Consider the following 26,528-nt stretch of genomic DNA (forward strand, 5'->3'; position numbering starts at 1 on the left):
ATTTGCTCCATTGCGCGGGTACAGAACGTAATTGTCAGAGATTGACCTGAGTCGGGCCGCCGTTATTGCCGCGATCGTTGGTATCCGGCGTAGATGACTCGATACCACTTTGCACCGGTTTTGTCGGCGGTGGTGCGTTTTTATCCTCTGGCGGGAAGTACAGTGGTCCCTTCAGTCCACAGCCGGTCAGGCTAAACAGAGTGACAAGAACGACAAGCGTTCGGAAGACGTTTTTCATGTAGAGGTTGCCCGTAAGTTCAAATCTGTTTCTATCATCGCAGGAGAAGACACAAAAGCAAGAGTTTGCCGCTTTCCTGCAACGGGAATTATTTAGCGTTATACTGCCGCCATCACGAAAAACAGGAATAAAACCATGAACGACAGTGAATTTCATCGCCTTGCCGATACCCTGTGGATGACCATCGAAGAGCGTATCGACGACTGGGACGGCGACAGCGATATCGATTGTGAAATCAACGGCGGGATCCTGACCTTAAGCTTCGAAAACGGCAGCAAGATTATTATTAACCGTCAGGAGCCGCTTCACCAGGTGTGGCTGGCGGCGAAACAGGGCGGCTATCACTTTGATCTGAAAGGTGACGAGTGGGTCTGCGATCGCAGCGGCGAAACGTTCTGGGATAGGCTGGAGCAGGCGGCGACGGCGCAGGCAGGCGAGGCAGTGAGTTTCAGGTAGTTGCGTTGCCCGGTGACGGCTACGCCTTACCGGGCCTACAACGACTCGAACCGTAGGCCGGGTAAGCGTCAGCGCCACCCGGCAACAGCGGCTCGGACCGTAGGCCGGGTAAGCGTCAGCGCCACCCGGCAACAGCGGCTCAAACCGTAGGCCGGATAAGCGTTAGCGCCACCCGGCAACAGCGGCTCGGACCGTAGGCCGGGTAAGCGTTAGCGCCACCCGGCGAAAAGCCTCAGGAAAAATACTGCTGCAACAGCGGCGCAGTTTCCTGGTTAGCGGGCGCCGCCGGGGTAATCGCCTGCGTACGGAACGGGATCACCTGCGCTCGCCCATCCACATTCACAATCTGGTAGAACTGCGGCAGGTTGAAGTTGATAAAGCTTGAGCCGTAGGTAAAGCGATCGTGCGAGGACGAATAGAAGCGGCTGACGTCGCGCACCAGCTCCTCTTTGCTGCCTTCGCAGTGGTGATACACCTCGGCACGGTTGGTTTCATCCAGAATGTAGATGTTAAACCCGGCGTTATCGCCCGACTCTTCGAAGAAGAACTGAATAATCCCTTCACTCGCAAAGCCATCCACCACCTGCGGCAGCTTAACGTGATTGGTTTCCACCTGGACCGACAGGCCATGCAGTTTGTTGTGTGAAATCGCGCCGTAGAATTCAATGGCGTTTTCCAGCTTCTGCACCGACACGTTCAGGCGCTCAAAGAACAGCCCCCAGGTCTGGCCGGAGACGCGCAAGGCTTTAAAGCGCCCGGTTTCCTGTCGGGTGCTGGAGAGACGCAGTTCGATGCACTCAGACACCAGCTGCTGAACGCGGGTACGAATCAGGCCGCGCAGGTGCTGGCTGTAGCAGAACACCTCCACGCTGTCCGGCGGCGCGGCGTCCTGGTGCATCTTGCCGAGGATCGTTTTCAGCGCCTCGATCATCGCCTGCTCGCCGTTAAAGTGCAGGGTACGCACTTCGTTCCACGAGTTGCGGTACAGCAGATCCACGCTGCCCACCAGGCAGTTTTGCTGCTCGCCAAAGCTAAAGACGTCCAGCTTGCGGAAGTCAAAGTGAACCACCTGATTGCGGAAGGCCGCCGTCGGGTCGTATTCCAGGTTGACGATGATCGCCAGATGGCGAATCTCACACGGGCTGTAGAGCGCTTTTGGCGTCGGCGCAGGCAGACGCAGCGGGAAGTGGTGCGAGACATCCGCCACCATCTCCTGCAACTTGGCTAAATCGACCACCTCGTTGCCTTTGATAAACAACCGGGTACGTGAAGTGAGAAGGCCGTTAAACCAGGCCCAGGCCACCAGCTTGTTCAGGTAGCGGTTATACTCCAGCGGCTGATGGCTGATGATCGAATCCATGCTTGGCGCACGGTTGTACAGATACCACCCGGTGCGGTTCGCGCGGCCCGGCGGTACGTAGATAAAGGTCAGATTCGGTTCAGACAGGTCAGGCGAAATCTGTGGGTTAACCAGCGTTACCTTGCCCGGCAACGCTTCAAACGCGGCGTACAGTTTGCGGGTCAGCACCCCGATATCCTGTGGGCTGGCAGAAACGCTAAGGTTGTTACGGCGGGCAAAGCGGATCAGGTTGCGGTAGCTCTGCATCATCGCATCAAGCAGTTCGTTGTGCGCCTCACGCACCTGATCGATCTTCCAGTTGGCGCGGTTGTCGAGCATGGCGAGACGCTCTTCGTCCCATCCCCACTCTTTGACTAACTGGCTGACGACTTCACGACGCCAGCCCACGCAGGCGCGTTCGCGGCTCAGTTTTTCACAGACTTTGAGATAGAAACATCGACGCACCAGGTCAAGACGCGTGGCGTCCTCAATGGCTGTCAGGTATTCGGTGACGCGTTCCAGCATCATGCAGTAGGCATCAAGCCCGTAGGAGACGATCTCCCCGTCGTGCAGACGCTGTTTAATATCTTTCGCCAGCAGGCGCGGCGTGGGGTACTCCCAGGAGTAGGCTTCCAGCAGCAGGGTTTTCAGCACCGCTTTGTACGGTGAATCAATGCTCTTATAAAGCTGCCAGAGGCTTGCGCCAAAGTACTCTTCGGCGGACAGGGAGCTCAGGCCGCCCAGATCCAGCCACTCGTTTGGCGTCAGAACGCCCTGCGAGTAAAGCGACATGACGTAGTCGTCATAATTCTCTTCTTCATCGCACGGCACCATATTCCACAGAATACGTTTCCCGGCCAGGCGAACGGCAGTACGGTAAAACTCATCCAGCAACAGGATGTGCTGAGTCGAGCCGCAGTCTTCACCACCCAGACTGCCGCTTTCGTTATGGCGGAAACGATTTTCATCAATCAGGAAGAAGCTCACTTCCACGCCGAGCGACGCCGCCCAGCTCTCCAGCAGGCTGCATTTACGCTGCAACAGCTGGCGCTCTTCATTGTCGAGCCAGGACTGATGGCAGACCCAGATATCCAGGTCAGAAGAGCAACTTTGCCCAACCGATGACGTGCTGCCCATGGAGTAAACCCCGGTAATCGGCAGCTCGCCTTTCGGCGAATCCTGCGGCGGCATACCACGGTAGAGTTCAAGTTCAGTCAGGTAATGCTGTTGGGTTTCATCAGGCGTGAAGAGGCAAATGCCCTTGGGAACGTTACCATCAAGGTAACCCGGCATCAGCGGATGGTGATAGTGCAACAATGTTGGCAGTAGACTGTATACCTGCTGGAAAGCAGGGCCCATGGCAGCAAGCGCGCGATCCACACGCAATTGATTGATGGCATCCAGTCTCTGTTTCAGAGTCTCAATATAGAGGTACAAGACGTATCGCCTGATGTTTCCGGGTGTCGCACGCCAGTCAGAACACAAAAAGCAGCGGACCCGCAGTATTTCAAAAAATAACCGTTACCCTTTTTTCGCCTTTTGCTTTTCTGGTGGTACAGACGAAAAAATGGTCTAAAACGTGATCAATTTAACACCTTGCCGGTTGACCGTAAAGAAAGATGCGCTACATACAAGTGTAGCACCGTTCTTGACGTGTAAATTCCTGAATACGGCGATGGCTGACGAGTACGCCGCCCTGTCCCTCTCACTCTTCATCAACCGTAAAACTGCCATCCGAGTGTCAACAATGTTAGGATGGTTAGCGATTGATAATGACGGTAACAAGCATGTTAGACAATGTTTTGAGAATTGCCACACGCCAAAGTCCTCTTGCACTCTGGCAGGCACATTATGTTAAGCAGCGCCTGGAAGCCTGCCACACCGGATTACGCGTTGAGCTGGTGCCAATGGTCACGCGTGGCGATGTCATTCTGGATACGCCGCTGGCCAAAGTGGGCGGAAAGGGTCTGTTTGTCAAAGAGCTGGAGCTGGCATTGCTTGAGAACCGCGCCGATATCGCCGTGCATTCGATGAAGGATGTGCCCGTTGAGTTCCCGGAAGGGCTGGGGCTGGTGACCATCTGCGAGCGCGAGGATCCGCGCGATGCGTTTGTCTCTAATCGCTATGACTCGCTCGATGCGTTGCCGGCAGGCAGCGTGGTCGGCACGTCAAGTTTACGCCGCCAGTGTCAGCTGGCTGAACGTCGCCCGGATCTGGTGATCCGTTCGCTGCGCGGGAACGTCGGCACACGCCTTGGCAAGCTGGATAACGGCGACTACGATGCCATTATTCTTGCGGTTGCGGGCCTGAAACGCCTGGGGCTGGAAGAACGCATTCGCGTCGCGTTGCCGCCGGAGCTGTCGCTGCCCGCCGTCGGCCAAGGTGCCGTCGGCATTGAGTGTCGTCTGGTTGATGCGCGCACTCAGGCACTGCTCGCGCCGCTGAATCATGACGATACCGCAGTTCGCGTAAAAGCCGAGCGCGCGATGAATACTCGCCTCGAAGGAGGCTGTCAGGTGCCAATTGGCAGCTATGCTGAATTAACTGACGGTGAGCTGTGGTTGCGTGCGCTGGTTGGCGCGCCGGACGGCTCACAGATGGTTCGCGGTGAACGTCGCGGCAAGCCGCAAGATGCCGAGGCGCTTGGCGTATCGCTGGCGGAAGAGCTGCTGAATAACGGCGCGCGTGAAATTCTGGCTGAGGTCTATAACGGAGAGCCCCCTGCATGAGCATACTTGTCACCCGCCCTTCTCCCGCAGGAGAGCAGTTAGTGAGCCGTCTGCGCGCACTGGGGCAGGTGGCCTGGAGTTTTCCGCTGATTGAGTTCTCCCCCGGTCGCGAGCTGCCTGAGCTCGCTGACCAGATGCGTCTCTTGCAGGAAGGCGATCTGCTCTTTGCGCTGTCGCAGCATGCCGTGGAGTTTGCCCATGCGCAGCTGCAACAGCATGCCGTTTGCTGGCCTCACGCCCCCCGCTATTTCGCCATCGGGCGCACCACGGCGCTGGCCTTACATACCGCGAGCGGAATCGATGTTCGTTACCCGTTAGATCGGGAAATCAGCGAAGTCTTGCTACAATTACCTGAATTACAAACCATTGCCGGAAAGCGCGCGCTCATTTTGCGCGGCAACGGTGGCCGCGAACTGCTGGGCGAAACGCTGCGCGAACGCGGCGCAGACGTGACGTTTGTGGAGTGCTATCAGCGCTGTGCGAAACACTATGATGGCGCGGAAGAAGCAATGCGCTGGCACGCCCGCGGTATTAATACGCTGGTGGTCACCAGCGGTGAAATGTTACAACAGCTTTGGTCGCTGATTCCGCTTTGGTATCGCGAAAACTGGTTACTCCGCTGTCGGCTTCTGGTCGTCAGTGAGCGTCTGGCGAACCACGCCCGGGAACTGGGCTGGCAGGATATTCGGATCGCTGAAAACGCCGACAACGATGCGCTGCTGCGCGCATTACAATAACTCTCAAATGGGAAGCCATAATGACGGAACACGAAAAATCCTCCGCCGTGGTTGAAGAGACCAGGGAGACTGTGGACACCACGTCACAGCCAGAGACGACAGACACAACCGTTGAGAAGAAAAACGGCAGCAACAAAACCAGCCTCACGCTGAGCGTGATTGCCATCGCGATTGCGCTGGCCGCAGGCGTGGGACTCTACGGACTGGTGAAGAAACAAGGCACCAACCAGACGGCCACCAGCGACGCGCTGGTTAACCAAATCACTGCCCTACAGAAAGCGCAGGAGACGCAAAAAGCTGAGCTGGAAGGTGTGATCAAACAGCAGGCTGCCGCCCTCGCCGACGCGAACAGCAAACGTGAAGAGTTGACCAAACAGCTGAGCGAAGTGCAGGAAAAAGTCGCCACAATTTCGGGAACCGATGCCAAAACCTGGCTACTTTCACAGGCCGATTTTCTGGTGAAACTGGCCGGGCGCAAGCTCTGGAGCGATCAGGATGTCACCACCGCCGCCGCGCTGCTGAAAAGCGCCGACGCAAGCCTGGCGGACATGAACGATCCGAGCCTCATCAACGCTCGCCGCGCTATTACGGAAGATATCGCCAGCCTGTCCGCGGTTTCTCAGGTCGATTACGATGGTATCATCCTTAAGGTAAATCAGCTCTCCAACCAGATTGATAACCTTCAGCTGGCCGATAACAACGACGATGACTCCCCGATGGATTCTGACGGCACCGAGCTGTCCAGCTCCCTGAGCGAATGGCGTATCAACCTGCAAAAGAGCTGGCAGAACTTTATGGACAGCTTTATTACCATTCGCCGCCGTGATGAAACTGCCGTGCCGCTGCTGGCGCCGAACCAGGACGTCTATCTGCGTGAAAACATCCGCTCCCGCCTGCTGGTGGCTGCCCAGGCCGTACCGCGTCACCAGGAAGAGACCTACAAACAGGCGCTGGATAACGTTTCAACCTGGGTACGTGCTTACTACGATACCAATGACGCAACCACGACCGCGTTCCTTGAGGATATCGACAAGCTGAGCCAGCAAAACATCACCATGAACGTGCCGGACAAGCTGGAAAGCCAGCCGATTCTGGAGAAGCTCATGCAGACGCGCGTGCGTAACCTGCTGGCCCAGCCGGGCGTTCCGGCAGAGCGTCCGGCTGAAGCACCTGCCGCCGCACCAGCGCCTGAAAGCGCGCCGCAAGGAGAGTAATGATGCTAAAAGTCTTCTTACTCTTCATCCTGCTGATCGCCGGGATTGTACTGGGGCCGATGCTCGCGGGTCACCAGGGTTATGTATTGATCCAGACCGATAACTACAATATCGAAACCAGCGTAACAGGGCTGGTGATTATCCTGATCCTGGGTGTGGTCGTTCTGCTGGCAGTGGAGTGGCTCCTGCGTCGTATTTTCCGTACCGGCGTACATACGCGCGGCTGGTTCGTTGGCCGTAAGCGCCGTCGCGCCCGCAAGCAGACCGAGCAAGCGTTGCTGAAGCTGGCCGAAGGCGACTATCAGCAGGTTGAAAAGCTGATGTCGAAAAATGCCGACCATGCAGAACAGCCGGTTGTTAACTATCTGCTGGCCGCTGAGGCGGCGCAACAGCGAGGCGATGAGGCCCGCGCCAATCAGCATCTTGAACGCGCGTCTGAGCTCTCTACTAAAGATCCGATTCCGGTTGAGATCACCCGCGTTCGTCTGCAACTGGCGCGCAATGAAAACCATGCCGCCCGTCACGGCGTTGACCGTCTGCTGGAAATTACCCCTCGTCACCCGGAAGTGCTGCGTCTGGCTGAGCAGGCATATATTCGGACCGGTGCCTGGGGCTCGCTGCTGGACATTATCCCTTCCATGGCGAAAGCCGACGTGGGCGATGATGAACATCGTGATGAACTTCAGCGTCTGGCCTGGATTGGCCTGATGGATCAGGCGCGCGCCGATCTCGGCAGCGACGGCCTGAAAACCTGGTGGAAAAACCAGAGCCGCAAAACGCGCCAGCAGGTTCCTCTTCAGGTGGCGATGGCAGAACATCTGATTGAGTGTGATGACCATGACACCGCGCAGGAGATCCTCCTCGACGGTCTCAAGCGACAGTATGATGACCGCCTGGTGATAGTCATCCCGCGTCTGAAAACCAACAATCCGGAACAAATTGAAAAAGCACTGCGCCAGCAGATCAAAACCGTGGGCGATCGTCCGCTGCTGTGGAGTACGCTGGGCCAGTCTCTGATGAAACACGGCGAGTGGCAGGAGGCGAGCCTCGCCTTCCGCGCCGCGCTGAAGCAACGTCCGGACGCATTTGATTACGCCTGGCTTGCTGATTCGCTGGACAAGCAGCATAAGCCGGAAGAGGCCGCAGCTATGCGCCGTGATGGGCTGTTATTGACGTTGCAAAATAACGGAACGCAGCAGTAATTAACAGGAGGCCAGATGGCCTCCTTTTTTACGCCCATAAAAAAACGCCTGCTATAAAAGCAGGCGTTAAAACAGGTCTGTAAGACAACATATTTGGTGCTTCACTCAACGTTGTGTCCATGGTGTCTGATGAGGCCGAAGCGACATCTGTCAGTGGACGATAAGCACCGTAAACGGCTCTGCGTCATTCCTGAGTTTATGAGGCCTTAAGGCGAACATAAGAGATGGAATGAGCATCTACACGCATATTATTGCATGTAATGTGCCAGGTTTACACGCAGAACTTTTACATCGCGCAACATTTTAAGATAAAAGGAAATTATGCTGTTAAGAACCGCCTGAAGCCATACAACATCGCGCTGAAGGCGGCGATATGTCGTCACCAGGAGACAGGTTAAGAGGTAAAATAATAAATTCTTTAATATTAACGGGTTATATGTCGCTGAATCGCGACAAGGATATAGAGTGTTGTCGGGGAAAGGCTACAGGATAAAAAACGCAGAAAACAAAAAACCCCGCCGAAGCGGGGTTCAAAATTGGTCGGCGAGAGAGGATTCGAACCTCCGACCCACTGGTCCCAAACCAGTTGCGCTACCAAGCTGCGCTACTCGCCGATGTACTGCTTTTTTGAATTTTTAGTTCAACTCATTAAAAGTCGTGGTGCGAGGGGGGGGACTTGAACCCCCACGTCCGTAAGAACACTAACACCTGAAGCTAGCGCGTCTACCAATTCCGCCACCTTCGCAATTCACAACTCTTTCAATAATGGGGTGGCTAATGGGATTCGAACCCACGACAACTGGAATCACAATCCAGGGCTCTACCAACTGAGCTATAGCCACCACTGTATTCTTTCACGCGGTTCTGACTACTTCTCAGACCACCGCAGCTCTAGCGCCGGGACTAAAATGGCGCGCCCGACAGGATTCGAACCTGAGACCTCTGCCTCCGGAGGGCAGCGCTCTATCCAGCTGAGCTACGGGCGCTTAGCGCCGTTGCGGGGCTGGATATTACGTACCTCCGTCCCCGCTGTCTAGTGCTTTTTTGGAAAAAATGCGCGTTTGGTTATGGTTTGCACATTTTGCCGCTTATTCCTCCACTTTATGGGCGGAGCCACGGCGGCCCAGGCCAAAAAGTTTATATGCAGCTGTGACGGCAGCCAGGAAGATCATCCCGACAAACAGCGACATGCGGGTATCTTCATTAAAGTACATTCCAATTAATACGCAAATCAGGAACGCCATCGTCAAATAGTTCGCATACGGGAACAGAATGGAGCGGAACGGATGGCTGGCGATCGCTTTTTTGTGCGCCTGTCGGAAACGCAGCTGGCTAATCAAAATGACAAACCACGGTACCATTCCCGGCAGCACGCTGGCGCTATAGACGTAAACAAACACGCGCTGCGGATTCGGGATGATGTAGTTCAGGCAAGAGCCAATCAGCAGAATCACAATCGACACCGCTACGCCCGCCACCGGTACACCCACGCGGGAGACTTTACCCATCACCGCCGGCAGCTGTTTGTTTTGCGAGAGCGCGTAAAGCATACGCCCGCAGCTGTACATCCCGCTGTTACAGCCGGAGAGCGCCGCCGTCAGCACCACAAAGTTGATAATGGCGGCCGCCGCCGTGATGCCAATCTTAGCGAAGGTTAAGACAAACGGGCTGCCGGTGGTGCCGATCTCGTTCCATGGGAAAATGGTCACGATAACGAAGATCGCGCCCACATAGAAAATCAGGATACGCCACAGCACCTTGCCTACCGCGCTACGCAGCGTGACCTGCGGGTTTTTCGCCTCACCTGCGGTAATGCCGATCAGCTCAACGCCCTGATAAGAGGCGACAACGATACAGAGTGCGGTCAGGAAGCCTTTCCAGCCGCCGGCAAAGAAGCCGCCGTGTCCGGTCAGGTTACCGAAACCAATCGCGTGCCCGCCGTTACCGAAACCAAAGAAGATGACACCCAGACCCACAACAATCATCACGATAATGGTGGTGACTTTGATCATCGCAAACCAGAACTCGATTTCACCGTAAAGGCGAACGGCGGCAAGGTTCGCCAGCGCCACAAGCCCTACGGCGATGAGCGCGGGTATCCACTGGGCCATCTCCGGGAACCAGAACTGCACGTAGACCCCGATGGCGGTGATCTCCGAAATCCCGACGGCCATCCACATAAACCAGTACGACCAGGCCGTGAGATAGCCAAAGAACGGGCTCATATAACGGTGGGCGTAAACGGCGAAAGAGCCCGTTACCGGCTCCAGAAACAACATTTCGCCCATTGAGCGCATGATGAAGAAGACGAAGAGCCCGGCAATAATATACGCCAGCAGGACGGAAGGCCCCGCCCATTTCAGCGTGCTTGCCGAGCCCATAAACAGGCCAACGCCGATAGTCCCGCCCAGCGCGATCAATTCAATATGTCGAGCTTCCAGCCCACGCTGAAGCTCCGGTTTTTTCTCTGCCATAAATCCTCGGTTGTGTTTGCTGTTTCCCGACTTATTGCCGGGTATTGTTTTGAGGGGTACTGAAATACGGAGCGAATGGTTTCTTAAATTCTGGCAAATGGCAAACAATGCATTAAAAAAATGAATGCATTGTACAGAAATCCAGCAGTTTTACAGGGGGGCTGCAGCGCGAACAGCAGATCGCGCTGCATATTGATTACATTTTCCCGGTGTAGTGCCAGGCGAGGTAGCGCAGCAGACGAATCTGTCGTTTGATACGCGTCGGTTGAGAGAGCAGGCGGTAGAGCCACTCCAGCCCCAGGTTTTGCCAGACTTTGGGCGCCCGCTTAACGTGGCCGGTAAAGACGTCGTAGGTGCCGCCAACGCCCATATAGAGCGCATCCGGGCTGACCAGACGGCAATCGCGCATCAGAATTTCCTGCCGCGGCGACCCCATGGCGACAGTGACAATTTTCGCCCCGCTGTCGCGCACGCGCTCATATAACGCCTGGCGATCTTCCGGCCTGAAATAGCCATCCTGGCTGCCCACGATGTTAACATTCCACTGGCTACGCAGCTTTTGTTCGGTCTGCGCCAGCACCTCTGGTTTGCCGCCAATCAAAAATACCGGCGTGCCTTCAGCGCCTGCGCGTTCCATAAGTCGCTCCCAAAGGTCAGCACCCGCCACGCGAGAAACATTAGCGTCAGGAAACTTTTTACGAATTGAACGCACCACGCTAATACCGTCGGCATATTTAAACTCCGCGGCTTCAATCAGGCTTTTCACTTCCGCATTATCTTCAACCGCCAGCATTTTTTCTGCGTTGATGGCCACCAGCGTGCCCGATTTCATCTGCCCGTCCGCGAACAGGAAATCCAGCGCGTGTTGCATGTCACGCCAGCCAATAAGCTGTAGCCCACGCAGCGCATAACGCGGGGCTGAAGTTGTATCCGTCATGATAATCCCTACTCAGACTTGCGACAGCGTTGTGCTGCCCTGTGGCTCACGTCTGTGCACAAGCCCTGCACTGTCAAACAACCAGTACAGCAGTTTTGCCAGCAGCAGACAGAGACCGAAAACGACCATAAAAAACACCACGCGTGAGACGAACGAATCCAGCCCCTCGCGCGCCAGAACGATCATATTGAAAATGGCACCGAAACAGAAACTGTGCAAAACAGCGGCTTTGTAGCGGTTGGTCTCTTCGTTACCCAGCGTATATAGCCAGTCGAACCATTTTATTATCAGCCCGACCGCGATCGCGCCCGGCAGGATAAACCACGTTCCGCCCATCACTACCAGCGAGCCAATCAGGGTTGGGGAAATCGCCAGGCCCGAATGGTTGTTCAGCACTTCCCAGGTAAAGTAGTTCGCCGTGTTCAGGACAATACCGGGACGGTCAGGCCACAGCCACGTCGGTATAAAGACATAGAAATCGCGAACAATCGGCGCCAGCCCCTGGAATTCGATTTTGTCGTAGTTTTGCAGCAGTAAAGCCAGGTTTTCCCACGGCGAGAAGGTGTCGCGCGTCAGATACAGGAAGGTATAAAACGCTTCGTCGCCCGCCACGTTCAGTCCGTAGCGCTTCAGCGCCAGCCAGAACATCCCCACAATGCCAAAGACGCCTGCCGCCGCCAGCATCCACAGCGAGATCCAACCGCGAATAATGCCGATAAACAGGAAAATCGCGAAGGCGATAATGATGTTGGCGCGGGTGCCGCCGACGATCATGTAGGTCAGAATGCCAAATGCGACGGTGCTGACCAGGAAGAACAGCCAGGCTTTGCTGTCCTGACGCAGGAAAAAGACCACCAGCATCGCCGGAATGAAGAAATAGAAGAAACGCTTGAGCGCGACGCCAGAGACTTCGGCGGAGAAAATCTGGCTATAGGACTGCAACTTAAACAGTAAAAAGCCGTTATGCATGAAGAAAATCGCCACGCTGACGAGGGCGATGGTCATCAGCATAACCCACGTCAGATGGGTTTCTACCCGGTTCATGGTAAACAGCGGACGACGGGGTGTGGTGTCTTTCGCCGCGCGCAGGCGCGTTTTATAGGTGACGTAATACACCGCGTAGAAGCAGGTCGCAGAGAGCAGCGCCTGCAACAAGATTTCCGGCGGAGCGACGCCAACATCAAAGCGGAACACGAGGATGCTGGTCAGCGGGAAGCCAAAAAAAAAGGTCAGCAAAAACAGCAGCGAGAAGAATACGTTGAAGTTAAAACGTACGCGCCGGAATTCAAACCATGTGAGCGTGGCGATAAACAGCGTGCTCAGCAGCCAGACCACCAGCAAGCCGCTAAATTGCAATTGGCTCATGCGTTGTCTCCTGAAGCAATACGCAGCGCGCGGTGCCACGGCGTGAGATAGTTCGGGCTGAAAAAGTCGATGCTATTTTTATCCACCAGCGTGAGCTGACGCTGCGCTTCCCGTACCACCTCGACATTAAGCGTGTCAGAGGTAAACAGCACCGGAATATGCTGTTCGGCCATGTCCTGCCAGAACGGGTTTTCGCGGTTGAGCACGCACGGTACGCCCGCCTGAATCAGCAGACACAGCGTACCAATCCCCTGCTGACGGGCAAAGATGAAATAGCCCAGATCGCATTTTCGCAGCAGCGCGAGATAGTCATCAAATTCCAGCTTATCGCTGAGAATGTGCAGATTTTCCGCGCTAAACAGCCCAAGCCCCTGCTGGCGAACGTCATCGATGTAGGCGTCGTTATTGGCGGGATAGCCCATCGGCACCACCACGTTCACCGTATCGCCAAACTGCTGATGCACCGCCCGCAGCGCCGCGACATGCTCGTTACTGCGATCGCCGGAATTTCCCACCAGGATAGTCAGTTTGCCCTCACGAACCGCGTCATTCGCCATGGTATTCAGTGCCGGATCCATACGGGTCGGAAAATAGAGCAGTTCCCCGCGAACCTTCGGGTGCTGTTTAGCAAAATAGTTGAGGTCGCCACGGGTAGCAAAAACGCAGCCCACGCGCGCCTGCGCCAGACGACGCAGCGGATAGAAAAGACGGAACTTCCAGCCGTGGGAGACTTCGTAGAGATCCGCTCCCCAGATATGCCAGCTGAACTGGGAAGGTTTTATCCCGCCGCTTAACAGCGCCAGCCACAGCCCGGTATTGAATTGTCCGTGGAAGAAGAAACGCTGGCTTCGGTCCGCTTTGGCTTTCGCGACAACGGCTTTGGTCAGGGCCGCTTTGTCTGGCCAGAAGGTGATGTGCAATGCCGGACACGCCGCGCTCAGGCCGTTATCGCGTCCAACGACCATAAACTCGCGCGCATCGGGCGTGCCGGATGCCAGTTCATCGTTGAAGAACCGCAGAACGGTCTGGTTATGATGCGGGATATCCGATCCCAGTATGTGTATCAGTGCAGTCATGCGCGTTTACGCCAAAGTAAAAATACGCCGCAACAGGCAGCGAAATAAACGATATAAGTTGCCATATAGGCCTGAGCCGCCCCCAGCGCACCGTGGGTGGGGATCAGCCAGTGAGAAAATGCCGTCAGCAGCGCAAACTGGCCGATCTCTGCCAGGATATACAACCGCAGCGAAGCCTTCGCAATCACCAGATAGCCGAAAACGTATGCCCCCACTTTCAGCACATCGCCGACCAGTTGCCAGGCAAACAGATCGCGCATGGCGGTAAACTTCGCCGAAAACAGCAGCCAGATGGCGAAATCACGCAGTAACCAGACGGTAAAGCTGGCGATCGCAACCGCCGGCAATACAAAACGCAGGGAGCGAAAAATCTCGCGGGTAATATCCTGCCTGGAAGTCAGGCGCGATAAGGTTGGCAGTAAATAGACGCTAAAGGAAGCCGTAATAAATTGGAGGTAAGCATCTGAAATGCTGCTCACGCCCTGCCAGATCCCCACTTCATCCCAGCTGTAATGCGCTGCCAGCAGGTTTCGCATCATCACGTAGGCAACGGGAAGCGTTACTGAAGTGATGAGCGCCATCAGGGTAAACTTTCCTAGCTGCCCCGCCAGCATCTTGTCCCACTGCGGTTTCAGGTAATTCAGCGGGACATTGCCTCTGCGCATCAGCATAAACGCTGCCGGAATGACAACGAGCGCAGGCACCAGCGCCAGCCCCAGCAGCGCGCCTTCATAGCCGCCCAGCCGATAGCAAAAGTAGTAGGCGATAACGCCGATGATGCTGCCGAGGATCAGCGCCAGCGCATTCCCGGCGGCATCACGGAAGCCTTTCATCAGCGCCAGCAGCAGGTTTGCCCAGGCGATCCCCATCTGAACGAGCGCCACCAGGCGCACCAGCCCCTGATAGTGCGTGTGTCCGAACAGTCCCTGGCTGATGGGTGCCGCCGCCAGCAAAAAGACGACGGCCAGCAACGTAGAAAAGCCCAGCACCATAGCAGAGGAGGTGCCCACCACCGTGCGGAGCTTTTCGGCATCGTCATGATGCTGCGCGACGTATTTGGTGACGCCATTGAATATCCCGGCACCCGCCAGCACGCCAAGCACCGTGACCAGCTGGCGGAAATTCCCTGCCAGCCCAACGCCTGACGGACCAAATGAGACGGCCAGCAGCTTGACGACCAGTAACCCGGCGCCAATTTTTACAAGCGTGGACGCTGCCGTCCACACCGACGCTTTTGCCAGAGACATATCAGGCGAAATAACTCAGAAGCGAATTGATCACCGTACGCTGGTTCACCGGCGCGAGGTTGTAGAACAGGGGCAGGCGGAGCAGACGTTCGCTCTCTTTGGTGGTGTAGCGGTCTTCACCGGCAAACATCCCGAAGGCTTCGCCAGCCGGGCTGGAGTGCAGCGGAATATAGTGGAATACCGCCATAATTTCCGCCTCTTTCAGCCAGGCAATCAGCTTGCTGCGATCGTCGTTATCGCGCAGCTTGATGTAGAACATGTGAGCGTTGTGGATACAGTCTGCCGGAATAGTCGGCAGTTCAATACGTCCGGCTTTTGCCAGCGGCTCCAGCGCGTCGTAGTAGGTTTGCCACAGGGAGAGGCGTTGCAGATTGATTCGCTCTGCCGCTTCCAGCTGCGCCCAGAGATACGCGGCCTGCAAATCCGCCATCAGGTAGCTTGAGCCGATATCGCGCCAGGTGTACTTATCCACCTGACCGCGGAAGAACTGGCTGCGGTTGGTCCCTTTTTCACGGATCACTTCCGCACGCTCCACCAGGGCACGATCGTTAATCAGCGTCGCGCCGCCTTCGCCGCCTGCGGTGTAGTTTTTGGTTTCGTGGAAGCTAAAGCAGCCGATATGACCAATGGTGCCCAGCGCGCGCCCTTTGTAGGTGGACATCACGCCCTGCGCTGCGTCTTCCACCACAAACAGGTTGTGCTTTTTAGCGATGGCCATGATGGTGTCCATCTCACAGGCCACGCCCGCGTAATGCACCGGCACAATCGCCCGCGTTTTATCGGTGACCGCCGCTTCAATCAGCGTTTCGTCGATGTTCATAGTATCCGGACGGATATCCACAAACACGATTTTCGCCCTGCGCAGGACAAACGCGTTCGCCGTGGAGACGAAGGTGTAGCTCGGCATGATCACTTCATCGCCGGGCTGGATATCCAGCAACAGCGCCGCCATCTCAAGCGATGCGGTACAGGACGGCGTCAGCAGTACCTTGGCACTGTGAAAACGTTGCTCCATCCACTGCTGGCAGCGGCGGGTAAAACCGCCATCGCCACAGAGCTTGCCGCTGCCCATAGCAGACTGCATGTAATCAAGTTCAGTGCCCACAACGGGAGGCGCGTTAAATGGAATCATCTTGTCACCTGTATAACCAGTAGGCGGTGGCGTCGATGCTGGCACCACTCGCAATATAACGTTTAAGCGCAGCGGTGTTGCCCATCTGGGTTGCGACCCGCAGCGTCGATACCTGTTGTTGCTCCGCCCAGTGCAGCGCCGCCTGCATGAGTTTCTCGCCCATGCCGCGCCCGGCTAACAAACCGATGCGCGCCTCGTGCTCGTTGAGCCTGCGAAGCGAAACAAAACCCTGAATCTGCCCCCCGGCAGTACGGAACACCAGACAGACGTGGTCAAACGTGCCTTTGACCGCATTCTCTATCCACTGGGCATAAAAGCGGCCGCTGTCATCGGGCGCATACCAGGGCGCCCGGAAACGGCTCTGAGCGAAGGCCAGCGCCGCCATCTTGCGCAGCGCGGGGATATCCTGCTCCGTTGCAATTTCCGCGCCCGGTGAGGCGTGGAGAGCCACGGTAACAGAGAGATCAACCTCACCCTCGACCAGCCGGAATCCGTGCTGCTGGAGGGCGTCCAGCAGATCGGCGCGGTCCGCCGGGATCTTAGCTTGTACGCGCTGCCAGGCGCTGAAGTCTGCTTCCTGCAACGCAGGGGCATTGTCGCGCAGACGCACTATCGCTGAGGGACGCGCAAAGAATGCGCTTTCCCACTCAAGGGCCTCCAGCACGCCGTTGAGGATACTCAACGCCACACGCCTTTGGTATCAACAACATACTGCTGACGTACGGCATCACCGGAAACCGCTTTGAACGCATTGTGATCCACCAGCAGCACCAGCACATCCGCCGTCGCCAGCGCGTCATCCAGGGCGGTAAGGGTGCAGTGACCGGCAAGTTTTGCCGGCAGCGCATGAATATTCGGCTCAACCACCAGCGTTTCACCGCTGTGCCAGGCAGCGATCATTTCGGCAATTTCCATCGCCGGGCTTTCGCGCAGATCGTCAATATTCGGTTTGAATGCCAGACCAAAGCAGGCAATTTTCAGCTCACTGGCGCGTTTGCCGCTGTCGGCCAGGCAATCCGCGACCGTGGCTTTGACCTGGTTGATGACCCAGTGCGGTTTGTGGTCGTTTACTTCGCGTGCGGTGCGAATCAGGCGTGCCTGTTCCGGGTTCTGCGCCACGATAAACCACGGATCGACCGCGATGCAGTGCCCACCCACGCCCGGCCCCGGCTGAAGGATGTTCACGCGGGGGTGACGGTTAGCAAGGCGAATAAGTTCCCAGACGTTAATCCCCTGATCGGCACAAATCAACGACAGTTCATTCGCAAACGCGATGTTAACGTCGCGGAAGCTATTTTCGGTCAGTTTGCACATCTCGGCGGTGCGGGAGTTGGTCACCACACATTCGCCTTCAAGGAAAATTTTATACAGCTCGCTGGCGCGCGCGGAGCAGACTGGCGTCATGCCGCCAATCACGCGGTCATTTTTAATCAGTTCCACCATCACCTGGCCGGGCAGTACGCGCTCAGGACAGTAGGCGATATTGATATCGGCCTGGTCGCCCGCCTGCTGCGGGAAGCTGAGATCGGGACGCGCCTCGGCCAGCCACTGCGCCATCTGCTCGGTAGCCCCAACAGGTGAAGTGGACTCAAGGATAACCAGCGCCCCTTTCTTCAGCACAGGCGCAATGGATTTTGCTGCCGCCTCGACGTAAACCATGTCAGGCTCATGATCGCCTTTAAAGGGCGTTGGAACCGCAATCAGGTACGCATCGGCTTCTACCGGCGTGGTGCTGGCGCGCAGTAAGCCACCGTCCACCGCCTTTTTCACCACACGATCGAGATCGGGCTCCACGATATGAATTTCGCCACGGTTGATGGTTTCCACCGCGTGCGCGTTGATATCTACGCCAACGACCTGCTTTTGACGAGAGGCAAAGGCCGCCGCAGTAGGCAGCCCGATATAGCCAAGACCAACAACAGAGATGGTAGAAAAACTCATAGCGTTACCCGATTGTGTTTAAGTGCGTGCAAAATACGACCACAAGCCTGCCCGTCACCGTACGGATTGTGGGCCCGGCTCATCGCCTGATACTCTTCATCGTCATGCAGTAAGCGCGTGACCTCTTCGACAATACGACGCGGATCCGTTCCCACCAGACGCACGGTACCGGCAGTAACCGCTTCCGGGCGTTCGGTGGTTTCACGCATCACCAGTACCGGCTTACCGAGGGAGGGCGCCTCTTCCTGAATGCCGCCAGAATCGGTCAGGATCAGCCAGGCGTGGTTCATCAGCCAGACAAATGGCAAATAGTCCTGCGGCTCGATCAGGAGCACGTTTTCCACGTGGCCCAGGATACGGTTGACCGGTTCGCTGACGTTCGGGTTGAGGTGCACCGGATAGACAATCTGCACATCCTCGTTCTGCGCGGCGATTTCAGCCAGCGCGTGGCATATTTGCTCAAAGCCACGGCCAAAGCTTTCGCGGCGGTGGCCCGTCACCAGAATCGTTTTCTTGCCGTTGTTCAGGAACGGATAGTGCGCAGCAAGTTCTGCCTGAAGCTCGCTGTTAGCCAGCACGCGGTCACGCACCCAAATCAGCGCATCAATGACCGTATTGCCGGTGACGAAGATCTTGCTGTCGCTGATATTTTCGCGCAGCAGGTTCTGACGTGAGTTCTCGGTTGGCGCAAAATGGTACATCGCCAGGTGACCGGTGAGCGTACGGTTGGCCTCTTCCGGCCACGGGGAATAGAGATTGCCGGTACGCAGACCCGCTTCAATATGACCAACGGGGATACGCTGATAGAACGCGGCCAGGCTGGTCGCCACGGTGGTGGTGGTGTCGCCGTGCACCAGCACCACATCCGGCTTGAACGACTCCAGAATAGGCTTTAATTCTTGCAGAATACGGCAGGTGATTTCCGTCAGTCCCTGTCCCGGTTTCATTATATTGAGATCGTAATCCGGGACGATAGAAAAGAGGGTTAAGACCTGATCGAGCATCTCACGGTGCTGGGCAGTCACGCACACTTTCGCTTCAATATCAGGATCTCTGGCCAGCGCATGAACCAGAGGCGCCATCTTGATGGCCTCCGGCCTGGTGCCAAATACGGTTAGTACTTTCACATCGATTCTCTTCGATTAGACGATGAAGGCCGCAGCCTTCATCGTAGACGGCGTTCTTAGTTTGTGCGGCGACGCAATAACGCTACGCCAGCGCCAGTCAGTGCGCCCACAATCCCCCACATAATCATCAGGAATGCGCGACGCGGACTATCGCGTTTTACAGGCTCTTCAGGCGTTCTTAAATAACGATAGGTCTGAAAACGCGGGTCCAGCGTTGGACCGACGTTGAGCGTATTGAGCATGGCGCGGTTTTGGTCGTAATCAAGGTCAAAGTCAGGGCCAACGGCCTGGATATTTTCCAGACGTGCCTGAAGCATTGGGCGACCAAGAAGGAACATTTCTGAATCCGGGAGTTCGTCAGCCGGAACATCCGTTTCGCTACGGGAAATATTGTGCTGTTCCGCAATCTTCAGCGCCTGCTCAATATTATGTACGCGACGGGCGAAGATAGCCTTAGCGACCTCTTCCTGGCGTTTGACCTGCGCTTTCATCTGAATAGTACGCGCAGCCCAGGCGCCTTTCAGCTCGTCATTCAGATGACTGGCCGCGCGCTGGCTGGCAAAAGCAACGTACTGTCGCAACAGGTTATTGGCGTCCGGCGCCGTTTCCGCAATCAGCTTCACGCTGTCGCTAACGTTACGGAGCACATCGCCAGGCATAAACTGAATGTTATTAATCAGGTCATCCAGCAGTGCGGCATCCGCTTTGCTGTTACCGACCATGCGCTGCTTGTAATAGTCCGTCTGGGACCAGAAATCGCGACGTGTATCCCACGACGCCAGCTGCATCACAAACTCTTTGTAGGATTCATCCATCACCGAGGCCTGATCCGGGGTCGCCAGATTGGCCTTGATATCAAGATTACGCAGGAATTGCTGCTGGGAGTAGTAGCCTCCAAGCATATTCACCGTTGGTCGGTCTGTGATCGCCGTGGCGCTCCACTCTTGTTTTGCAAAGAAGGTGTAGGCAAGCGCTAACAGCGCGAACCCCAGGGCAATCCCCACAATCCACAGTTTGCCCTGCCATAACACGCGAAACAAACCACGAATATCCAGCTCGTTCTCAGTGCCCACTGATTTCGCTCCCGCCAACGGTTGAGTCATCATAGTCCCGGTTTTACTTAGTTAATGTTGTGTTTTTGCCACTGTTCCGACGCATCCTGCGTTTTAAACGTTTAATAAAACGCGCGACTTTCCATGCACGCTTGATGCAGTAACCGTACATGAAAAATGCTAGCAAGAATAATACCAACATTACCCATTCAGGAATGAAATGTGCGTATTCCGCGGCAACGCCAATCGCAGCCAGAATAGCAGCCGCAAGCGTAATCAACACAAATGCCTGACGAGACGTGAAGCCGGCGCGCATAATCAGGTGATGAATATGCTGCCGATCGGGAGAAAACGGGCTCATCCCTTTACGCAGACGGCGGTACATAATAGCCACCATGTCCATCAGCGGGATGGCGATAATCCAGAGAGCCGTTACCGGGCTGATAGGGTGCGTTTTACCCTGCGTGGTTTCCAGCAGGACCCAGATAACCGTAAAGCCAATAAGGGTACTGCCCGCATCGCCCATAAAGACTTTATAGCGACGCCCTAACACACCCAGGTTCAGGCAGATGTAAGGCAGGATGGCGGCAATCATGGCAAAGCACCACATTGACAGGCTGTACTGGCCGTCAAACCATAAGATGATGCCGATAGCGCCAAACGAAACAGAGGACAGCCCACCGAGCAGACCGTCTATACCGTCAACCATGTTAAAGGCGTTGATAGCCGCCCACACGGCAAACAGCGTCAGGAAGAAGCCGAATGGCCCAAGCACCAGCTCCCAGGGACCAAACACGTAGCCCAGGCTTCTTAGATAGAGGCCGCCTACCACCATCATAATGATGCCAATGGCCGCCTGTACCGTCGCGCGGAACTTCACGCTGATATCAAAACGATCATCAAGGGCGCCGACCAGTACCAGCACACCGGCACATGCCAGGTAGAGTGCGGCATGGGGGATATAGTAATCCGCGATCCCGAATGTGAAACAGATGCCTGCGTATACCGAAATGCCGCCCACCAGCGGAATAAGCCCCTGATGACGTTTACGGAAGTTCGGTTTGTCCACTAACCCAATTCTTTTTGCTACCTTGCGCGCAATGAACAAAAAACAGGTTGTGAATAAAAAAATACTGATCAGCTCAGTTACAGCAGTGAGTAGATTCACAATGGATTGCTCTCAACAAATGTTAGTCCCGGAAGTATAACCATGAAGCCTCTGCCTCAGAAGGATTAAAGATGGCTCATCACAACTCCCTTTGTATGTTTTTCAATCAATTATTTCTTTGACTGTGCAAACCTTCTTATTGTCGCACCGACAGGTCTAAATTGGGAGTGTGTGGTAATAGCGTATAGTCCATAAATAAAAAACGCCACGTAAAAACGTGGCGTTTACTGGGATTATTTGCGTTACGAGCGTTTCATCATGTCGAAGAAATCGTCGTTCGTTTTGGTCATCGCCAGTTTGTTAATGAGGAATTCCATTGCGTCGATTTCGCCCATTGGATGGATGATTTTACGCAGGATCCACATTTTCTGAAGCTCTTCCTGAGTGGTAAGCAGCTCTTCTTTACGGGTACCGGAACGGTTGTAGTCGATCGCCGGGAAGACGCGTTTTTCTGCGATTTTACGAGAAAGGTGCAGTTCCATGTTGCCTGTACCTTTGAACTCTTCGTAGATAACCTCGTCCATTTTGGAGCCGGTATCGATCAGCGCCGTCGCGATAATGGTCAGGCTACCGCCCTCTTCCACGTTACGCGCCGCACCGAAGAAACGCTTCGGACGATGCAGGGCGTTAGCATCCACACCACCGGTCAGTACTTTACCGGAAGCCGGCACCACGGTGTTGTAGGCACGCGCCAGACGGGTAATGGAGTCGAGCAGGATGATCACGTCTTTCTTGTGCTCAACCAGGCGTTTCGCCTTCTCGATGACCATTTCCGCAACCTGAACGTGGCGAGAAGCAGGCTCGTCGAAGGTAGACGCAACCACTTCCCCTTTCACCAGACGCTGCATCTCGGTCACTTCTTCCGGACGTTCGTCAATCAGCAGCACCATCAGCACACAGTCTGGATGGTTGTAAGCAATGCTCTGCGCGATGTTTTGCAGCAGCATGGTTTTACCGGCTTTTGGCGGCGCCACAATCAGACCACGCTGGCCACGACCAATTGGCGATGCCAGATCCAGCACACGAGCGGTTAAGTCTTCAGTAGACCCGTTACCACGCTCCATGCGCAGACGAGAGTTAGCGTGCAGCGGCGTTAAGTTCTCGAACAGGATCTTATTGCGGGAGTTTTCCGGTTTGTCGTAGTTAACTTCGTTAACCTTCAACAGCGCAAAGTAGCGTTCACCCTCTTTTGGAGGACGAATCTTACCTGAAATGGTGTCACCAGTGCGGAGGTTGAAACGGCGGATTTGGCTAGGGGATACGTAGATGTCGTCAGGGCCGGCGAGGTAGGAGCTGTCTGCGGAGCGGAGGAAACCAAATCCGTCTTGCAGTATCTCCAGCACACCGTCGCCAAAGATATCTTCGCCACTCTTAGCGTGCTGCTTCAGGATGGCGAAAATGATGTCCTGCTTGCGCATACGAGCCTGGTTTTCCAGTCCCATATTTTCGCCGAGAGTGATCAGCTCAGAAACCGGCGTATTCTTTAATTCGGTAAGATTCATAATGGTGTGGGTTCTTAAACTCGGGGTGATTCTCGAACTTAATGTTGTGAATGGTATGGCAGGGTCATCCATGCCTGTTTAGCGGCCATCACCTCATGTCTGTTCGCTGTCTGGTCACAGGGAAAGAACGCAGAACTGAAACGACAAGACGGATTGAGTGACAAGCCCGGAATCTAGCAACTTCACGCACTGTTTAAGTTAACAACGGGAAGTATCGGGTAAAACAAGATTCAAACAACAAGATATGTTTAAAACGTAGTCATAGCTAACTTAGCACGACTAAAGCCGGGCGTCCAGAGCTCGCCGTTAATTAGGCGTTCTGGACGCTCAGCTGAGAAACCTTACGCCAGGTTAGCGTCCAGGAACTCTTTCAGTTGACCTTTGGACAGTGCGCCCACTTTGGTCGCCGCCACGTCACCGTTCTTGAACAGCAGCAGGGTCGGGATGCCACGGATACCGTATTTTGGCGCGGTGCCCGGGTTCTGGTCGATGTTCAGCTTGGCAACGGTCAGTTTGCCCTGATATTCGTCAGCGATTTCATCCAGAATCGGAGCGATCATTTTGCAAGGACCACACCATTCAGCCCAGAAATCAACGAGGATCAGCCCGTCAGCTTTAAGTACGTCCGTGTCAAAACTGTCGTCAGTCAGGTGAATAATTTTATCGCTCATATATAACTCCACAGGAATAAGCCTGGTACGTTGGTTTTGTCTCCACCAACGACGTGTTGATGTCGCATTAACCAACTAAAGGTTGACTTTATTTCACCGGATACGCTTTCGTAAAGCAATAGTAAGCTGATATTCTACCACACTATGAGCAAAACACATTTAACAGAACAGAAGTTTTCCGACTTCGCCCTGCACCCAAAGGTTATCGAAGCCCTTGAAACTAAAGGGTTTCATAACTGCACGCCCATTCAGGCTCTCGCCCTGCCGCTGACGCTGGCCGGTCGCGACGTTGCAGGGCAGGCGCAAACCGGTACTGGCAAAACGATGGCGTTTTTAACGTCAACGTTTCATTATTTACTTTCTCACCCGGCGATTGCAGACCGCAAAGTTAACCAGCCGCGCGCGCTAATTATGGCCCCGACGCGAGAACTGGCGGTACAGATCCACGCAGACGCTGAGCCCCTGGCGCAAGCCACCGGCCTGAAACTTGGCCTGGCCTATGGCGGCGACGGCTACGATAAACAGCTGAAAGTGCTGGAAAGCGGCGTCGATATCCTGATTGGGACCACCGGCCGTCTTATCGACTACGCCAAACAGAACCATATCAACCTCGGCGCAATCCAGGTCGTGGTGCTGGATGAAGCAGACCGCATGTACGATCTGGGCTTCATTAAAGACATCCGCTGGCTGTTCCGCCGTATGCCTGCGGCAAACCAGCGTCTGAACATGCTGTTCTCCGCTACCCTGTCATACCGCGTACGTGAACTCGCATTCGAGCAGATGAACAATGCGGAATATGTGGAAGTAGAACCGGAGCAGAAAACCGGGCACCGCATTAAAGAAGAGCTCTTCTATCCTTCGAATGAAGAGAAAATGCGCCTGCTGCAAACCCTGATCGAAGAAGAGTGGCCGGATCGCGCGATTATCTTCGCGAACACCAAACACCGCTGTGAAGATATCTGGGGTCACCTGGCGGCAGATGGGCACCGTGTGGGCCTGCTGACCGGCGACGTGGCGCAGAAAAAACGCCTGCGCATTCTCGACGAATTTACTCGTGGCGACCTTGATATTCTGGTCGCGACCGACGTGGCGGCCCGTGGCCTGCACATTCCAGCCGTGACGCACGTCTTTAACTATGACCTGCCAGATGACTGTGAAGACTATGTACACCGTATCGGACGTACCGGTCGTGCCGGCGCAAGCGGTCACTCCATCAGCCTTGCGTGTGAAGAGTATGCGCTGAATCTTCCGGCCATTGAGACCTACATCGGTCACTCTATTCCACAGAGCAAATACAATCCGGACGCGCTGTTGAGCGAGCTGCCGCCACCTAAGCGCCTTACCCGTCCACGCTCCGGCAATGGTCCGCGTCGTTCCGGCGGTGCACCGCGTAATCGTCGTCGTTCAGGTTAAAAAATATGCTCAGCTCCACCTCGCTTTATGCGGCAATTGATCTCGGTTCGAATAGTTTTCATATGCTGGTTGTGCGCGAGGTGGCGGGAAGCATACAAACGCTGACGCGCATTAAGCGCAAGGTCCGCCTCGCGGCGGGCCTGAGCAGCGATAATCACCTCTCCCCGGAAGCCATGGAACGTGGCTGGCAGTGTCTGCGTCTGTTTGCAGAACGTTTGCAGGATATCCCGCTCAGTCAAATTCGCGTTGTTGCCACGGCGACCCTTCGTCTGGCGGTTAACGCTGGCGATTTCATTGCCAGAGCACAGGAAATTCTGGGCTGCCCGGTGCAGGTCATCAGCGGTGAAGAAGAAGCGCGTCTGATTTATCAGGGTGTGGCGCATACGACCGGCGGCGACGATCGTCGTCTGGTGGTCGATATCGGTGGCGCCAGTACTGAACTGGTCACGGGCACAGGCGCGCAGGCGACGTCACTGTTCAGCCTGTCGATGGGCTGTGTGACCTGGCTGGAACGCTACTTTACCGATCGAAACCTTGCCAAAGAGAATTTTGACGAGGCGGAAAACGCGGCGCGTGCGGTCCTGCGCCCGGTCATGGACGAACTGCGCTATCACGGCTGGAAAGTGTGTGTCGGCGCGTCCGGAACCGTTCAGGCGTTGCAGGAAATCATGATGGCACAGGGAATGGACGAGCGGATCACGCTTGCCAAACTCCAGCAGCTTAAACAGCGCGCCATCCAGTGTGGTCGTCTGGAAGAGCTTGAAATAGAAGGGCTGACGCTCGAACGCGCGCTGGTTTTCCCCAGTGGGCTCGCCATTCTGATCGCCATTTTTACTGAACTCAATATCCAGTGTATGACCCTGGCAGGCGGTGCGCTGCGCGAAGGTCTGGTCTACGGAATGCTGCACCAGTCGGTCGATCAGGACATCCGTAGCCGTACGCTGCGTAACGTTCAGCGCCGCTTTATTGTTGATATCGACCAGGCACACAGAGTGAGTCAACTGGCGTCACTGTTTGCCGATCAGGTGAAAAAAAGCTGGGATATTGAACCGTTAAGCCGCGATCTGCTGCTAAGCGCCTGTGCGCTACATGAAATTGGTCTCAGCGTGGAGTACAAGCAGGCACCGCTGCACGCGGCCTGGCTGGTGCGTAATCTCGATTTACCGGGCTATACGCCCGCCCAGAAGAAGCTGCTGGCCACCCTGCTGCTAAATCAGACTAACGCCGTCGATCTCTCTTCCCTTCACCAGCAGAACGCTGTACCGCCGCGCGTGGCGGAGCATCTGTGTCGTCTGCTTCGCCTGGCGATCCTGTTTGCCAGTCGGCGTCGTGATGATTTGCTGCCAGCCATTACGCTGGCGGCAGACGATGAGAAACTGACGCTGACGCTACCGGAAAACTGGCTTGAGGATCATCCGCTTGGGGCGGAACTGATTGAGCAGGAGTACCAGTGGCAGAGCTATGTGCACTGGGCGCTTGATGTGAAGTGACCCTTTGAAGCGTGCCGG

General features: G+C 55.5%; 22 protein-coding genes and 4 tRNA genes. 7 read left to right on the plus strand and 19 right to left on the minus strand.

The features are described from left to right. Positions 1-34: 34 nt before the first annotated feature. Positions 35-238 (minus strand): lipoprotein, encoded by a 204-nt coding sequence (locus KTH07_RS19385; protein ID WP_003860815.1) that lies wholly within the window; start codon positions 236-238, stop codon positions 35-37. Between the two features lie 135 nt (positions 239-373). On the opposite strand from KTH07_RS19385, the gene cyaY reads away from it, so the two are divergent. Continuing rightward, the gene (cyaY, locus tag KTH07_RS19390; RefSeq protein ID WP_017694788.1) at positions 374-694 is read left to right on the plus strand and encodes an iron donor protein CyaY; all 321 of its coding nucleotides are present in this window, start codon (positions 374-376) and stop codon (positions 692-694) included. A gap of 232 nt (positions 695-926) precedes the next feature. On the opposite strand, the gene cyaA is transcribed toward cyaY, so the two are convergent. Beyond that, a complete protein-coding gene (cyaA, locus tag KTH07_RS19395) occupies positions 927-3,470 on the minus strand; it encodes a class I adenylate cyclase (protein WP_217310843.1) in 2,544 nt (847 codons plus the stop codon). Positions 3,471-3,820: 350 nt separating this feature from the next. Here cyaA and hemC point away from each other — a divergent pair, with 350 nt between their 5' ends. Genes hemC through hemY form a run of 4 tightly spaced genes read left to right on the plus strand, consistent with a single transcriptional unit; the run spans position 3,821 to position 7,915 of the window. Further along, entirely contained in the window at positions 3,821-4,762 is a 942-nt protein-coding gene (hemC, locus tag KTH07_RS19400) for a hydroxymethylbilane synthase (RefSeq protein WP_017383592.1), read from the plus strand. After that, positions 4,759-5,499: a uroporphyrinogen-III synthase gene (hemD, locus tag KTH07_RS19405; RefSeq protein ID WP_032620662.1), complete on the plus strand. Its 741-nt coding sequence runs from the start codon at positions 4,759-4,761 to the stop codon at positions 5,497-5,499. Before hemC ends, hemD begins: the two co-directional genes overlap by 4 nt. Positions 5,500-5,519: 20 nt before the next feature. Next, entirely contained in the window at positions 5,520-6,713 is a 1,194-nt protein-coding gene (gene hemX / locus KTH07_RS19410) for a uroporphyrinogen-III C-methyltransferase (protein ID WP_015570012.1), read from the plus strand. 2 nt (positions 6,714-6,715) lie between these two features. After that, positions 6,716-7,915, plus strand: a complete 1,200-nt coding sequence (gene hemY, locus KTH07_RS19415) for a protoheme IX biogenesis protein HemY (protein WP_032620663.1) — start codon at positions 6,716-6,718, stop codon at positions 7,913-7,915. Positions 7,916-8,452: 537 nt separating this feature from the next. On the opposite strand, the gene KTH07_RS19420 is transcribed toward hemY, so the two are convergent. The 17 genes from KTH07_RS19420 to trxA form a co-directional block, all read right to left on the minus strand. Next, a tRNA-Pro gene (locus KTH07_RS19420) sits at positions 8,453-8,529 on the minus strand. A gap of 44 nt (positions 8,530-8,573) precedes the next feature. Continuing rightward, positions 8,574-8,660: transfer RNA gene (locus KTH07_RS19425), tRNA-Leu, on the minus strand. 21 nt (positions 8,661-8,681) lie between these two features. Then, positions 8,682-8,757: transfer RNA gene (locus KTH07_RS19430), tRNA-His, on the minus strand. 67 nt (positions 8,758-8,824) lie between these two features. Next, positions 8,825-8,901: transfer RNA gene (locus tag KTH07_RS19435), tRNA-Arg, on the minus strand. 102 nt (positions 8,902-9,003) lie between these two features. Continuing rightward, positions 9,004-10,389, minus strand: a complete 1,386-nt coding sequence (locus KTH07_RS19440) for an amino acid permease (RefSeq protein ID WP_017693946.1) — start codon at positions 10,387-10,389, stop codon at positions 9,004-9,006. Positions 10,390-10,585: 196 nt separating this feature from the next. Continuing rightward, the gene (gene wecG / locus KTH07_RS19445) at positions 10,586-11,326 is read right to left on the minus strand and encodes a lipopolysaccharide N-acetylmannosaminouronosyltransferase (protein ID WP_015570015.1); all 741 of its coding nucleotides are present in this window, start codon (positions 11,324-11,326) and stop codon (positions 10,586-10,588) included. A 12-nt stretch (positions 11,327-11,338) separates the two neighbouring features. Continuing rightward, positions 11,339-12,691 carry an ECA oligosaccharide polymerase gene (gene wzyE, locus KTH07_RS19450; protein WP_017693948.1) on the minus strand — a complete coding sequence of 451 codons (1,353 nt, stop codon included), beginning with the start codon at positions 12,689-12,691 and terminating at the stop codon, positions 11,339-11,341. Further along, a complete protein-coding gene (locus KTH07_RS19455; RefSeq protein ID WP_032620664.1) occupies positions 12,688-13,767 on the minus strand; it encodes a TDP-N-acetylfucosamine:lipid II N-acetylfucosaminyltransferase in 1,080 nt (359 codons plus the stop codon). Before KTH07_RS19455 ends, wzyE begins: the two co-directional genes overlap by 4 nt. Continuing rightward, a complete protein-coding gene (gene wzxE, locus KTH07_RS19460) occupies positions 13,764-15,014 on the minus strand; it encodes a lipid III flippase WzxE (RefSeq protein WP_017383597.1) in 1,251 nt (416 codons plus the stop codon). Before wzxE ends, KTH07_RS19455 begins: the two co-directional genes overlap by 4 nt. Position 15,015: 1 nt before the next feature. Next, positions 15,016-16,146: a dTDP-4-amino-4,6-dideoxygalactose transaminase gene (gene rffA, locus KTH07_RS19465; RefSeq protein ID WP_032620666.1), complete on the minus strand. Its 1,131-nt coding sequence runs from the start codon at positions 16,144-16,146 to the stop codon at positions 15,016-15,018. Between the two features lie 4 nt (positions 16,147-16,150). Further along, complete coding sequence (rffC, locus tag KTH07_RS19470) at positions 16,151-16,828, minus strand: dTDP-4-amino-4,6-dideoxy-D-galactose acyltransferase (RefSeq protein WP_032620667.1); 678 nt, start codon at positions 16,826-16,828, stop codon at positions 16,151-16,153. Further along, the gene (gene wecC / locus KTH07_RS19475; RefSeq protein ID WP_032620668.1) at positions 16,825-18,087 is read right to left on the minus strand and encodes a UDP-N-acetyl-D-mannosamine dehydrogenase; all 1,263 of its coding nucleotides are present in this window, start codon (positions 18,085-18,087) and stop codon (positions 16,825-16,827) included. The genes rffC and wecC overlap by 4 nt, the downstream gene beginning before the upstream one ends. Then, the gene (gene wecB / locus KTH07_RS19480) at positions 18,084-19,214 is read right to left on the minus strand and encodes a non-hydrolyzing UDP-N-acetylglucosamine 2-epimerase (RefSeq protein WP_032620669.1); all 1,131 of its coding nucleotides are present in this window, start codon (positions 19,212-19,214) and stop codon (positions 18,084-18,086) included. The genes wecC and wecB overlap by 4 nt, the downstream gene beginning before the upstream one ends. Positions 19,215-19,270: 56 nt before the next feature. Beyond that, on the minus strand, positions 19,271-20,317 hold the full coding sequence (gene wzzE / locus KTH07_RS19485) for an ECA polysaccharide chain length modulation protein (RefSeq protein ID WP_017693953.1): 1,047 nt from the start codon (positions 20,315-20,317) through the stop codon (positions 19,271-19,273). 13 nt (positions 20,318-20,330) lie between these two features. After that, positions 20,331-21,434, minus strand: a complete 1,104-nt coding sequence (wecA, locus tag KTH07_RS19490; protein WP_001050933.1) for a UDP-N-acetylglucosamine--undecaprenyl-phosphate N-acetylglucosaminephosphotransferase — start codon at positions 21,432-21,434, stop codon at positions 20,331-20,333. Between the two features lie 242 nt (positions 21,435-21,676). Further along, positions 21,677-22,936, minus strand: coding sequence for a transcription termination factor Rho (rho, locus tag KTH07_RS19495; protein WP_001054528.1), 1,260 nt, complete (start codon positions 22,934-22,936; stop codon positions 21,677-21,679). Between the two features lie 341 nt (positions 22,937-23,277). Continuing rightward, complete coding sequence (trxA, locus tag KTH07_RS19500) at positions 23,278-23,607, minus strand: thioredoxin TrxA (RefSeq protein ID WP_006812392.1); 330 nt, start codon at positions 23,605-23,607, stop codon at positions 23,278-23,280. A 144-nt stretch (positions 23,608-23,751) separates the two neighbouring features. On the opposite strand from trxA, the gene rhlB reads away from it, so the two are divergent. Both rhlB and gppA read left to right on the plus strand, forming a co-directional pair. Further along, positions 23,752-25,020 (plus strand): ATP-dependent RNA helicase RhlB, encoded by a 1,269-nt coding sequence (gene rhlB / locus KTH07_RS19505; protein WP_006812393.1) that lies wholly within the window; start codon positions 23,752-23,754, stop codon positions 25,018-25,020. A gap of 5 nt (positions 25,021-25,025) precedes the next feature. Further along, positions 25,026-26,510 (plus strand): guanosine-5'-triphosphate,3'-diphosphate diphosphatase, encoded by a 1,485-nt coding sequence (gppA, locus tag KTH07_RS19510; RefSeq protein WP_017383602.1) that lies wholly within the window; start codon positions 25,026-25,028, stop codon positions 26,508-26,510. The last annotated feature ends 18 nt before the right edge of the window (positions 26,511-26,528 follow it).

Origin of the sequence: Enterobacter cloacae complex sp. ECL72, from assembly GCF_019056635.1 — a bacterium.
Classification (GTDB): Bacteria; Pseudomonadota; Gammaproteobacteria; order Enterobacterales; family Enterobacteriaceae; genus Enterobacter; species Enterobacter hormaechei_C.